The 12,412-nt window shown below is 70.0% G+C and carries 8 protein-coding genes; 3 read left to right on the top strand and 5 right to left on the bottom strand.

All coding sequences use genetic code 11. From position 1 onward, the window contains the following. Positions 1-47: 47 nt before the first annotated feature. From PKE75_RS09055 to PKE75_RS09045, 3 genes are all read left to right on the top strand, one after another. Positions 48-368, top strand: a complete 321-nt coding sequence (locus PKE75_RS09055) for a 2Fe-2S iron-sulfur cluster-binding protein (protein ID WP_271168383.1) — start codon at positions 48-50, stop codon at positions 366-368. Between the two features lie 136 nt (positions 369-504). Beyond that, the gene (locus PKE75_RS09050) at positions 505-1,533 is read left to right on the top strand and encodes an NAD(P)/FAD-dependent oxidoreductase (RefSeq protein ID WP_271168542.1); all 1,029 of its coding nucleotides are present in this window, start codon (positions 505-507) and stop codon (positions 1,531-1,533) included. Positions 1,534-1,890: 357 nt separating this feature from the next. Beyond that, a complete protein-coding gene (locus PKE75_RS09045) occupies positions 1,891-8,697 on the top strand; it encodes an apolipoprotein A-IV repeat region-like domain-containing protein (protein WP_271168382.1) in 6,807 nt (2,268 codons plus the stop codon). A gap of 43 nt (positions 8,698-8,740) precedes the next feature. On the opposite strand, the gene PKE75_RS09040 is transcribed toward PKE75_RS09045, so the two are convergent. The 5 genes from PKE75_RS09040 to PKE75_RS09020 all read right to left on the bottom strand — a co-directional run bounded on the left by PKE75_RS09040 (position 8,741) and on the right by PKE75_RS09020 (position 12,329). Further along, positions 8,741-9,337: a histidine phosphatase family protein gene (locus tag PKE75_RS09040; RefSeq protein ID WP_271168381.1), complete on the bottom strand. Its 597-nt coding sequence runs from the start codon at positions 9,335-9,337 to the stop codon at positions 8,741-8,743. 16 nt (positions 9,338-9,353) lie between these two features. Continuing rightward, positions 9,354-9,518, bottom strand: coding sequence for a hypothetical protein (locus PKE75_RS09035; RefSeq protein ID WP_271168380.1), 165 nt, complete (start codon positions 9,516-9,518; stop codon positions 9,354-9,356). Between the two features lie 84 nt (positions 9,519-9,602). Beyond that, a complete protein-coding gene (gene fabI / locus PKE75_RS09030; RefSeq protein WP_271168379.1) occupies positions 9,603-10,418 on the bottom strand; it encodes an enoyl-ACP reductase FabI in 816 nt (271 codons plus the stop codon). 256 nt (positions 10,419-10,674) lie between these two features. Continuing rightward, positions 10,675-11,649 carry a DnaJ C-terminal domain-containing protein gene (locus PKE75_RS09025; RefSeq protein ID WP_271168378.1) on the bottom strand — a complete coding sequence of 325 codons (975 nt, stop codon included), beginning with the start codon at positions 11,647-11,649 and terminating at the stop codon, positions 10,675-10,677. A gap of 107 nt (positions 11,650-11,756) precedes the next feature. Continuing rightward, positions 11,757-12,329: an RT0821/Lpp0805 family surface protein gene (locus PKE75_RS09020; protein WP_271168377.1), complete on the bottom strand. Its 573-nt coding sequence runs from the start codon at positions 12,327-12,329 to the stop codon at positions 11,757-11,759. Between the last annotated feature and the right edge of the window lie 83 nt (positions 12,330-12,412).

Raw genomic sequence — 12,412 nt, 5'->3', positions numbered from 1 at the left:
CCGCGCCGCTCGATGCGCGCACGTCCCTTACGAACCCGGCGGCGCTCATGGCGAACATCACCTTCATCGACCAGTCCGGCGAAGCGCGCACGGTCGAGGCCGCCGCCGGTTCGAGCGTGATGGAGGCGGCCATCCGCAATGATATCCCCGGCATCGACGCCGACTGCGGCGGGGCCTGCTCCTGCGCCACCTGTCATGTCTATGTCGCCGAAGACTGGCTGGAGAAGGTCGGCCCCCCCCAGCCTATGGAGGAGGACATGCTGGACTTCGCCTTCGACGTCCGCGCCAACAGCCGCCTTTCCTGCCAGATCAGGGTGACGCCCGAACTCGACGGGCTTACCGTCACGACCCCCGAGCGCCAGGGCTGAAGCCTGCCCGCGCCTGGACCGTTCGCTGATCGGCCTGACGCTTCTCACCCCGTCGACGATGGACTAGACAGGCGGTTCAGGCCGCCTGCGCCGGCGCGTCCCGAGGCGGCCGACGGCGCCCATGCATCAGGACGCCATGACCGAGCACATCAGCGCCGACGTCGTCATCGTGGGGGCCGGCCCTGTCGGCTTGTTCGCGGTTTTCGAGCTGGGCCTGCTCGATATACGCGCCCATGTCGTCGACATTCTCGACCGGCCGGGCGGTCAGTGCGCCGAGCTCTACCCGGAAAAACCAATCTATGACATTCCGGCGCTTCCCGTCGTGACGGGACAGCAGCTCACCGACAACCTGATGGAGCAGATCAGGCCGTTCCAGCCGACCTTCCACTTCTCCGAGATGATCACGAGCCTCGATCATCTGCCGGACGGTCGTTTCAGGCTGAAGACCGACGGCGGCGAGACGTTCGAGACCAAGGTCGTCGTGATAGCCGCGGGCGGCGGCTCCTTCCAGCCCAAGCGGCCGCCGATCCCCGGCGTGGAGGCGTTCGACGGCAAGTCCGTTCATTATGCGGTCCGCAAGATGGAGGCGTTCCGCGCACAGCGCGTCACGATCCTCGGCGGCGGTGATTCCGCGCTGGACTGGACCATCAACCTGGCTCAGGTCGCGGCGCGCGTGACGCTGATCCACCGCCGCGACGCTTTCCGGGCGGCGCCCGCCAGCGTCAACAAGATGCGGGCGCTGGTGGAAGCAGACGTCGTCGACCTTGCGATCGGGCAGGTCACGGAACTGATCGGCGAAAACGGCGTGCTGGAGGCGGTGAAGGTCAAGCGCGACGACGGCTCGACTCATGAGATCGCGACGGACGCCCTGCTGCCGTTCTTCGGTCTCACCATGAAGCTCGGCCCGATCGCGGACTGGGGCCTCGCGCTTCACGAAAATCTCGTGCCGGTCGACACCGAGAAGTTCGAGACCACGACGCCCGGGATCTTCGCGATCGGCGACATCAACACCTATCCGGGAAAGCTGAAGCTGATCCTATCCGGCTTCCACGAAGCGGCGCTGATGGCGCAGGCGGCCGCCCGGCGCATCGATCCGGAGCGGCGAGTCGTGTTCCAGTACACGACGTCTTCGACCAGCCTGCAGAAGAAGCTCGGCGTCGCCTGACGCGCGTTCCCTGCTGCCCGTCCGCCGTCCACAGGCCTCGTCCCGCTTCGGGACGCCGCGCGACCAAGAGCGCCCGACATTCGGCCCGTCGCGACGAAGATGGTGAACAAGCCGTTAACGACGTTTGCTAATCGGCGGATTCCACGGTTCTCTAGAGGCGGCCCAGCCGATAGCATCGCCCCGCGGAGTGAAAATCCCGGGGCGCGATGTGTCGCAAGCCAGGGTTTCCGGACGATCGTCAGGGGGATTTCGCCTGTCTGCACAATGATCTAACGCCGGTGTTCGCGGCGCGAGATGGCGGATGGGACTCTCTGCAGCGACCGGTTGGTAAAGCGTACGGACGCGAGGCGAGTGACAATGGCTAACGTCAATCAAGCTAGGGATCCGGCGGAAGCCGCTCTTTCCGCGATCGAAGAAGCGCTCAACCTGGTGGCTCCGAAAGCGGACGCCACGGTCGAGCCGGCCAGGTCCGCCCCCGGAATTGACGCGACGCCAGCGGCTGCGAACAGGCCGCCCGAACCTGCGCTGACCATTCCCGCAGGTCCCGATCGGAGCGCGGCCATCGACCGCTCCGGTCGCCGCGCCCCCGCCAACGACGACGCCCGCTCCTTCGCCCACATTGTCTACGCCCTCCAGCGCAAACCCTCCCGCGCGCCCTTCGTCCTCGCCACCGTCGCCTCGCTGGCGTGGGCGGCGCTCGGCGCGGTCTATCTGTTCGGCGTGATGGGCGTCGGCCGCGGCGACATCGATTTCGCCGACCGCGCCGTGCAGGCCCAGCTCGCCGCCGTATTCCTCGGCGTCGCGGCTCCGATCGTGTTTTTCTACCTGCTCGCCATGATGTCCTGGCGCTCGCAGGAGATGCGTCTCGTCGCGCGCTCCATGACCGAAGTCGCGCTGCGGCTGGCCGAGCCCGACACGACTTCTTCGGAGGCTGTCGCCTCGCTTGGTCAAGCGGTGCGGCGCGAGGTCGCCGCGATGGGCGACGGCGTCGAGCGCGCGGTCGCCCGCGCCGGCGACCTGGAGTCGATGGTCCGCGGCGAGGTGTCTTCTCTCGAGCGCTCCTTCCACGACAACGAGGTTCGCGTCCGCACCCTGATCGGCGAGATCCAGGCGCAGCGCGAGGCGATCGACGGCAACGCCGACCGTCTGCGCGAAACCATCGCCGGCGCCCACGACCTGCTGGCGCGCGACCTCAACGCCGCCGCCACCCTGCTCGGCTCCAACGTCACGGAGGCCGGCGAACGCGTGGCGAACGAGCTCAACGAGAAGAGCGGTGAGATCGCGCAAGCCATCCAGAGGGCCGGCGAGAACATGCTCGCCGCCATCGGCGGCCGCGGCGTGGAGATGATCGAGCGGCTGGCCTCCAGCGGCGCCGACGTCGCCCGCGACATCGACGAGACCGGCCGTAAGCTGGCCGATGCGCTGGCGGCGCGCTCGGACGTGGCGCGCAACGCGCTCGCGACCTCAAGCGAAGAGATCATCCGGTCTCTGGAGGAGCGGGCCACGCTGCTCGCCGACCGCATGGCCGCGACCGGCGCCGACTTTGACGACCGCATCGCCCGCACCAGCGCGGAGGCCGCCGATGCGCTTGGCGCGCGCGGCGACGCCGTTGTCTCCGAGCTTGGCCGGGTCAGCGCCGAGATCGCAGACCGTCTGGCCGAGCGCTCCGAGACCATCACCGCACATCTCGACCGCACGGGTTCGCACCTCACCGACTCGTTCTCCGGCCGCGCCGGCGAGGTCACGGCCGCCCTCGACGCCGCGGGCGCGGACTTCCATCGCGGCCTGGGAGAGCGCTCGCGGGAAATTCTCGACACGCTCGCGATCCGTTCGCAGGAGATGGCGGAAGCGCTGTCGGAAGCCGGCGCGCAGTTCCATGGCTCGATCGAGAGCCGCGCACGGGAGCTGGTGGAAGCGATCGCCGAACGCTCGCGCGAGCTCGCCGAGACCCTTTCGGAGACTGCAGCCTCCGTCACCGAGGATTTCGGCGCGCGCGGCGACGACGCCATCGAGCGCTTCGCCTCCACAGCGTCGCGCGTGACGGGCGATTTCGCCTCGCGCGGCGCGCTGTTCACCGAGGGGCTCGAGCAGACCGGCTCGCGGCTTTCCGAGACCTTCGTGGACCGGGCGGACATCGTGGTCCGCGCGATCACCGACAACACCGACAGCGCGACCGCGACGCTCCGCGTGATCGGCTCCGACATCGAGACAGCGCTGGCAGCCCGCACGGCCGAAGTGACCGAGACGCTGAAGGCGGCGGCCGACCGGTCCGCCGAGACGTTTTCGGCGCGCGGCGGCGAACTCGCGCAGCGGATCGACGAGACCGGCGGACGGCTGGTGGACGAGGTCGCGACGCGTAGCGGCGATCTGTCCGACCGGCTGGCCGAGGCGAGCGCGCGGATGCACGAGGCGATCGTGGTCCACGGCGCCGAACTCGAGCGCCGCTTCGGCGAGAACGGCGACCGCATCGCCGGCCTGCTGGAAGAGCGCGGCGAGGACGTCGCGACCCGGATCACGCTGGCCAGCGACCGCGTCCACGAAGCGATCGTCGGACGCGGCGAGAAGGTCGAGCAGGTGTTCGACGAGGTTGGCGCCCGCATTGTGGCGGCGATCGACGGCCGCGCGACGGAAGCCCGCGACCAGATCGAGACGGCCGGCGTCACCATCGCCGACGTCCTGTCGGAGCGCAGCGCCATCCTGCTGAACACGCTGGGCGACGTCGCCGAACGCATCCACGACGTCGTGGTCGTCCGCGGCGGCGACCTCGAAGACCGCCTGAAATCGAGCGGCGACAGGCTCGGCGAGACGATCGACGCCCGCGCGGTCGCCGCCGAGTCCGCACTCGACGCCGCCACCGGCCGCATCAACGCCAGCGTCGAGGACCGGCTCAGGGAGTTCGAGCAGCGGCTTTCCTCGACGGGCGCCTCCGTCGCCGAGATCATCGCCGACCGCGGCGGCCAGCTCACCGTCACGCTCGCCGACACCGCAGAACGCATTCACGACGCGATCGTGGTGCGGGGCGGCGACCTGCAAGAGCGGATCGCGACCGCCGAAAGCCGCCTCGTCACGGCGCTGGGCGACCGCACGATCGCGGCGGAGACAGCCTTCGCCAAGGCGGACGAACGCTCGGGCGCCGTCTTCGACGAGCGCATCAAGGCGTTCGAGAAGCGCTTCGACGCCGCCGGCGCGACGCTCGGCGATCGACTGGCCGGCGAGATCACCAGCGCCGAGCGCATGCTTGGCGACGCGGCCTCCCATGTCGCGGAGCGCCTCGAGGAAGGCGCCGCGGCCGCCCGCTCCACGCTTGAAGGCTCGGTCGCGAGCTTCGGCGGCCTGATGGACAACCGGGTCGCGGCGATCCGCGAGCAGCTTGACCGTATCGTCGGCGAGATCGAGCAGTCGGTCGCGCGCCGCGGCGAGAAGGTCGGGGAAGCGCTCGCCGGCGCAGCCGAAGCCTTCAGCGACGCGATCGCCTCCCGCGGCGGCGCGCTCAGCGAGCAGCTGTCGACCCAGCTCGCCCTGCTCGACGAAGCCTTCGACAAGCGCGGACCGGCGCTTGTCGAGCGCCTCGGCGCCGAAGGCGGCAAGTTCGCCGACGCCGTCGCCGAACGCCTCGGCCAGGCCCAACGCCGGCTTGCGGCGGAAAGCGGCCGGGTCGCCACGGCTCTCGACCAGCGCATCGGCGCCTTCGACGGCAAGCTCGCCGCCTTCGACGACGCCGCCCGCGGCCATGTCGAGACCCTCGACGAGCGGCTGGGCCGCGTCGGCGAGGAGATCGCCGCCCGTGTCGGCTCGATCGAGGAAGCGTCGCGCGTTCATGTCGGTGTTCTCGACCAGCGCATCGAAACGGTCGGTCAGGAGATCGCCGCTCGCGTCGGCGCCTTCGAAGAAGCCTCCAAGGCCCATGTCGGCGCGCTGGAGCAGAGCGCATCCCGCGCGGCCAAGGAGATCGCGGCTCGCCTCGCCGCCTTCGAGCAGGCCTCTCAGTCGCATGTCGGCGCCTTCGACCAGCGCGCGGAGCGCATCGGTCAGGAGATCGCCGGCCGCATCGGCGCGTTCGACGAAGCGTCGCGCAGTCATGTCGAGTCGCTCGATCAGCGGGTCGAGCAGATCGGCGAGGCGATCGCCGCGCGTATGGGCGCGTTCGGCGACAAGGTGACGGCGATCGACGACCAGATCAGCCGGCTCGACGGCGCCTTCGCCGGACGGGTGGCGACGCTCGACACCAAGGTGACCGCTATCGACGAGACCGTCGGCGCGCATATCGGCCGGATCGACGGCAAGATCGCGACGCTCGACCGCGTCATTGGAGAGCGCCTCGGCGCCTTCGACGTCAGCGTCTCGTCGCTCGACAACGCGCTCGGCTCGCGGCTGGAGACCTTCTCCACCCGCATCGGCGCGCTTGATGGCGCGCTCGACGCCCGCATCGAGGCGCTCGGCGAGCGCGCCGGCGCGGTCGGAGCGGCGGTCGCCGCGAGCTTCGAGGGCTTCGACGACAGCGCCGACAAGCTCACCAGAGCGGTCGCCTCGCATGTCGCGGTCTTCGACTCCAAGGCCGCCGATCTCGAGCGCGCGATCGCGGAGCGGGCCGACACATTCGCGACCCGCGCGGCCGACCTCGACAGCCTGCTCGCAAGCCGCTTCGGCTCGTTCGACGACCAGATGTCGACCCGCATGGGCGACCTTGCGCTCTCGCTTGAAAACCGCATCACGCGGATCGACGACGGCCTGAGCTCGCGCACCCGCAGCCTCAACGAGACGCTCGCCCAGCGCACGCTCGAACTCGCCCGCACGCTCGGCGAGGGTTCGACCAGCGTGGCCTCGGCGCTCGCCCAGCGGGCGGCGGAGTTCGCCGCCACCCTGTCGTCGCGCACCGACGAGCTCGTCGCGTCGTTCGACGGCAAGGCGGAGGCGATCAACCGCACGCTCGGCTCGAAGGCGATCGAAGTCGCCGACACGCTCGACACCCGCATCGCGCGGTTCGAGATGACCGTGCTCGGCCGCCTCGATTCCGTCAGCACGTCGCTGGAGGAACGCGGCGACGGGCTCGCCGATCGTTTGTCCGGAAAGGTCGAGGGCGTCTCTCAGGCGCTCACCGAAGCCTCGGTCCGCGTCGAGGCGGAGCTTGCGAAACTCGCCGCCGAGACGGCCGACGCCCTCAACGCCCGGATCGGCGAGCTCTCCGAGACGATCGACCGCAACGGCTCGGGCCTGCTCGAGCGCCTCGGACGCCAGGGCGGCGCGGTGACGCGGGAGCTCGCGAGCGTCGGCGACAGCGTGGTCGGCAAGTTCGACGAACGGGCGAACGCCCTGGTCGAGATGCTCGGCCAGCGCGGCGACTCGCTGCGCGACGCGATCGACTCGCTGAACGGCGATCTTGTCGCGACCTTCGAGACCCGCGGGGCCTCCACCGTCGCGAACCTCAACCAGGTCGCCGACCGGCTGCGGCTCACATCGCAGCGCCTCGGCGAGACGATGGGCGCTGAAACGGCGAAGGCCGTCGAACAGCTCGACGGCTCCAGCCAGAAGCTGCAGGAGGCCGTGACGGAAGCGACCTCCGTGCTCGCCCGCACCATCTCCCGCGAGAGCCGCCGCGCCGTGGCCGACCTCACGGAGACGCAGGGCGCGCTGACGAACGAGCTCGCTGAAGCGCTGGTCAAGCTCACCGACGCCAACACCGCGCTCCAGGGCCTGCTTGACGGCGCGGGCCGCAAGCTCGGCGCGGTGGAGACCGACCTCTCCGGCCGCGTCACGGCCTTCGAGGAGATCATGGCCGACATCGCCGAGACGACGACGCGGACCGGCGAGCGCGTCGGGACCCAGGTCGCATCGCTCCGCGACGTCTCGACCAGCGTCCTCGATCGCGTGAGCGACGTCGCCCGCCAGCTGGAAGGCCAGACGCAGGCGATCGGCAAGATCACAGAGTCGCTCGACGGCACTCAGGGCCGCCTCGCCGGCGCGCTCGAGGAGCGGCGCGCCGCCCTCGATTCGCTCGCGGCCGGCCTCGGCGAGAAGGCGCAGGAGCTCGGCGCCGCTCTCGAGGGCTTCACGACCTCCATCGACGCCTCGCTCGCGAAGTCCGAGCAACGCGCAAGGCTGGTCGCCGAAGGGCTGGCGGCGCAGGTCGGCGCAACGACGCAGTCGATCGCGTCCGAGTTCGAAAAGGTGCGCCAGACCAGCGAAGCCGAGCGGCAGAAGACGGCGGCCTCGATGAAGGCCGCGAACGACGAAGCCTCCCGCGAAATCGGCCGGATGCTGACAGACGCGAGCGGCCGCTTCGGCGAAGTCGCCCGCGAGATGCGGACGATGACTGCGTCGATTCAGTCGGAGCTTGACGCAACGCGCGAACAGCTGCGCCGCGGCGTGCTCGAAATGCCTAAGGAGGCCGAGGAGAACGCCGCCGAGCTTCGGCGTGTGGTCGCCGATCAGATCAAGGCGCTGACGGCGCTTGGCGAAATCGCTTCGCGCCATGGAGCGAGCTTCGACGTTGCAGAGGCGGGACAGCGCTCGGTCCGCGCGGCGACCGCCGCATCGCCCGTGTCGCGCCCTGCGTCGGCGGCCCCCGCAGCCGCGCGGCCCGCTCAGTCCCAGGCTGCGCGCGCCGCGACTCCGCCTGCGTCGGCGCCGAAAGCTCCGGCTCCTCAGCCCGCGGCGGCGAATCCCGCTCTTGCCCGCAAGGAGCCGCAGGCGGCGGCGCCTGCGAGCGAGGAGGAAGGCGGCAGCTGGATCTCGGGCCTGCTCGCCCGCGCATCCCGCGAGGACGAACAAACCGCTCCGCGTCGCCATGGCGCGGAGAGCGTCGACGCGACCTCGCAGGCGATGGAGTCGCTCGACAGCCTCTCGGTCGACATCACCCGGATGATCGATCACCAGGCGGTCGCCGATCTCTGGGACCGCTACCGGCGCGGCGAGCGCAACGTCTTCACCCGGCGGCTCTACACGCTGCAGGGCCAGAAAACGTTCGAGGAAATCCGTCGCAAATATGCCGGCGAGCCGGAATTCCGTTCGACCGTCGATCGTTACATCGAGGAGTTCGAGCGGCTTCTGGACGAGGTCGCCCCGCAAGGCCGCGACGACGCCCTGGCGCAGACCTACCTGACCTCGGAGACCGGCAAGGTCTACACGATGCTCGCCCACGCGGCCGGCAAGTTCGGGAAGCCCTGAGGAGAGAGACGCGCTTTCTGGATCTGACGAGCGCTTCGGCCCGTCAGATCCAGCGCCAGCCGCTCTGGTCGAACAGGATGGCTCGACCCTGCTTGATGTGCATCGCCGGCAGCTTCTGATGCGGGGCGCCGGCGACCAGTCCGAGGACGGCCCGCGCCACGCCGCCGTGCGACACCAGCACGCTCGGCCGGGTGAGCGCCCGAAGCGCGTCCTCCACCCGCAGCGTGAGGTCGGCGTAGCTCTCGCCGGCGGGAGGCCGATGGGTCCAGCGCTCCGCGTCGCGGGCCAGCATCTCGCGCGGCTGCCGCGCGCGGATCTCGCGGAAGGTCGAGCCCTCCCACGTTCCGAAGGACATCTCGGCGAGCCGCGGGTCGAGCTCGTAGTCTTGCGGATCGAGGCCGATCGCCTCGCGCATCAGGCGCATGGTGTCCTGGGCCCGCAGCAGCGGGCTCGCGACGAAGCCTCTGTCCGCGATGTCGGGGAAGGCCGCCGCCAGAGCGCGACCGACCGCTGCGGCCTGGTCGCGACCACGGGCGTTGAGGGGAACGTTGGTCCGGCCCTGCAGCCTGGAGTCAACGTTCCAGTCCGTCTCGCCATGGCGCACGAACAGAAGCGGAAGCGGCGGGGCGATGCTCGTCATGCGAGCGCAGTCGATATCAGGGGCCCGGACTGAAGAACAGCAGATAACCGAGCATGTAGAGCACGGTGGAGCTCATCAGCACGCCGAGCGGCGAGCCCATCACGCTCCAGGTGCCCGAACCGCCGACCAGCGCGACCAGCCGAACCAGCTGGCCGGGCCATGTCAGGAAAACCCAAAGCATGTGCATAATTTTTCCCAGGACCACGGCGGCTCGCAGGCGTTTATGCCCGGCGCGGCCTGAATTGCCGATGAACGGCGGAAAGCCTCAGCCGGTCACCGAGATGTCCGGGGCTTCCGGGTTCTTCATGCCGACGATGTGGTAGCCGGCGTCGACGTGGTGGACTTCGCCGGTGACGCCGCGCCCGAGGTCGGAGAGCAGGTAGAGCGCGGAATCGCCGACTTCCTCGATCGAGACCGTCCGCCGCAGCGGCGCATTGTACTCGTTCCACTTCAGGATGTAGCGGAAGTCGCCGATCCCCGAGGCCGCCAGCGTCTTGATCGGGCCGGCGGAGATCGCGTTGACGCGGATCGCGCCCGGCCCGAGATCGGCCGCGAGATAGCGGACGCTGGCCTCGAGCGCGGCCTTCGCCACCCCCATGACGTTGTAGTGCGGCATCCATTTCTCGGCGCCGTAATAGGTCAGCGTCAGGATGGACCCGCCGCTGGTCATCAGCTTCTCGGCCCGCTGGGCGACCGCCGTCAGCGAGTAGCAGGAGATGAACATCGTCTTGTGGAAGTTCTCGGCCGTTGTCTCGATATAGCGCCCGTCGAGCTGGTCCTTGTCGGAGAAGGCGACGGCGTGGACCAGGAAGTCGAGCCCGCCAAGGGCCTCGGCGGTCTTCTCGAACACCGCGTCGATCGTCGCGGGGTCGGTGACGTCGCAATGGCCGACGACATGGGCCGAAAGCTCGGCCGCCAGCGGCTCCACGCGCTTCTTCAGCGCGTCGCCCTGATAGGTGAAGGCGAGCTTGGCGCCGGCGGAGGCGGCGGCCTTGGCGATGCCCCAGGCGATCGACCGGTTGTTTGCGACGCCCATCACCAGGCCGCGCTTGCCGGCCATAAGGCCCTGGACGTCGGTCATGAAACAACCTCTGAAGCGTGCGCAACGCGGGGAAGGCGTTGCCTATGGCATACGGCGTTTTGGCCATCAAGCCGGGCGGCCAGACCCTCAGTCACAGCGCGTTTCACTTGCAGACGGCCGACGCCATTCTCCCGGCTTCCGCGCGCAGCGGACGTCCGCTGGAACACAGAATCGCGAGAGAAGCCAGCCGCGGCCGCCATGGGGGCGCGCGCGGCCGCTGCGGCGAATGAGCTCCGTCGGAAACGCGCGAGGGCGATCACGCCCGGGGATCGTAGGGCGCGTCGTCCCTCAATGTCTCGGCGAGGGCCGCAAGCCGCGGATCGCCGCCCTTCGGCAGGGCGATCCTGAGCTCGACCAGCAGGTCGCCGGGCGAGCCTTTGGCGGCGACGCCCTTGCCGCGCAGGCGCAGCGTGCGGGCGCCGTCGGAGCCCGGGGGCACGGTCATCTCGACCGCGCCGTCGAGGGTGGGCACGCGAACCTTGCCGCCCAGCACCGCCTCGTAAAGCGTGATCGGCACCTCGACGCGCACGTCCTTGCCCTCGGCGCGAAACGCGGGATCCGGCTTCACATGCACCACGACGAGCGCGTCGCCCGGTTCGCCGTTGAAGCCGCTCGGCATGCCCTGCCCTTTGAGGCGGATGGTCTTGCCGTCCTCGATGCCGGCGGGAATCGCGACGTCGAGCTCCTTGCCGTTCGGCAGCCGGACACGCTGCTTGGCGCCGCGCGCCCAGTCGCGGAACGGCGCAAGAACCTCGACGCGCACGTCCTCGCCGCGCGGGGGCTCGCCGCCGAGCCCGGCGCCGCGGCGCGGCCTGCGGCCGCCGAACGCGCCGAGGATCTCGTCCATGATGTCTTCGCCGCCCGGAGCGCGGCCGCGGCCCCCGAACGGGCCGCCGGCGCCCATGTCGAACTCGAAGCGCTGGCCGCGCTGGCCCCACGGCCCGCCCGCCCCCTGGGCCGAGCCCCAAGGGCCGCCCTGCCCGCCACCTGCGAACCCCTGGAAGCGCGGCTTGCCCTCGCCGTCGATCTCGCCGCGGTCGAACTGGCCGCGCTTGTCCGCGTCGGACAGCAGTTCGTAGGCCGAGCCGATCTCGGCGAAGCGCTCCTTCGCCGTGGGGTCGTCGGGCTTCTGGTCGGGATGCCAGGTCTTGGCGAGCTTCCGGTAAGCCTTCTTGATGTCGGCCGCGGTCGCCGAACGCGCCACGCCGAGCACGTCATAGGGATCGCGCATCGCGTCAGAAATTCCATTCGTTCGAGGGGCTTCCCGCACAATCTAGCGCGAGACGCTGTTCGTCCTCAATGTGGGTTTCTGTTGCCTGAATGCAACAGCGCTTGAGCTCACAGCGTGCGGCTCGCGGTGGTGCGGACGGCGACCGCCTCCCAGTAGCCCGCAGCGGTCCGACATGCGGTGCCTTCGAGCCGCTTTTCCTGGCCGGCGGCGCTATGGGTGGCCGCGAAGGCGCGGCAGGTCGCGCCGTTTTCGCTGGTGGCGCCGGCGACCGCGCTGAACGAGCCATAGGTTCCCGAATCTGGATTGGCCCAGGGGACGGAGGCGTTGGTGGCCTCGGCCCCCATAGCGATGCTGAGCGCGCCGCGCGCATAGGCCCAGTCGGAAGGGGTGAGCGCGGCCGTATCCTGCCTGGCGTCCGGCGAATAGGCCGCGGGCGTGGCGGCGCCGGGCTGAGCGGCCGGCGCAGCCGAGCCCGGCGGCGGCGCGAGCGGCGTGGAGACGATCTCGTCGCGCTTGGCCACGACCGCATGGGCCGGGGCTGGACGCGGATCGATGCTGCCGGTCTTGATGTCGTCCTTGTCGGCGCCGAACAGCGGGTAGGACACGCTGCAGCCGGACGCCGCGAGCGCGAGAGACGCAGCCGCCGCCGCGCGGACGAGCCGCGCTCGCGGGCCGGTCATCGCTCGTGTAGATGAAGCACGTCTCGGCGCATGCTGATCGAGGCTACGCATCACAACTCAAAAACTCCTTGATCGCCTGATCA

Origin of the sequence: Hansschlegelia plantiphila (genome assembly GCF_027922265.1) — a bacterium.
GTDB classification, from domain to species: Bacteria; Pseudomonadota; Alphaproteobacteria; order Rhizobiales; family Methylopilaceae; genus Methylopila; species Methylopila plantiphila.
Note: the sequence above shows the minus strand (reverse complement) of the source record. Positions and strands in the feature narration are given on the sequence as shown.

What these genes read in the sequence shown, in the direction of transcription:
- PKE75_RS09035 (WP_271168380.1), bottom strand. Translation starts at nt 9,518, where the DNA reads ATGCTTTGGGTTTTCCTGACATGGCCCGGCCAGCTGGTTCGGCTGGTC.
- PKE75_RS09025 (WP_271168378.1), bottom strand. Translation starts at nt 11,649, where the DNA reads ATGCGCGATCCCTATGACGTGCTCGGCGTGGCGCGTTCGGCGACCGCG.
- PKE75_RS09040 (WP_271168381.1), bottom strand. Translation starts at nt 9,337, where the DNA reads ATGACGAGCATCGCCCCGCCGCTTCCGCTTCTGTTCGTGCGCCATGGC.
- PKE75_RS09020 (WP_271168377.1), bottom strand. Translation starts at nt 12,329, where the DNA reads ATGACCGGCCCGCGAGCGCGGCTCGTCCGCGCGGCGGCGGCTGCGTCT.
- PKE75_RS09050 (WP_271168542.1), top strand. Translation starts at nt 505, where the DNA reads ATGACCGAGCACATCAGCGCCGACGTCGTCATCGTGGGGGCCGGCCCT.
- PKE75_RS09045 (WP_271168382.1), top strand. Translation starts at nt 1,891, where the DNA reads ATGGCTAACGTCAATCAAGCTAGGGATCCGGCGGAAGCCGCTCTTTCC.
- fabI (WP_271168379.1), bottom strand. Translation starts at nt 10,418, where the DNA reads ATGACCGACGTCCAGGGCCTTATGGCCGGCAAGCGCGGCCTGGTGATG.
- PKE75_RS09055 (WP_271168383.1), top strand. Translation starts at nt 48, where the DNA reads ATGGCGAACATCACCTTCATCGACCAGTCCGGCGAAGCGCGCACGGTC.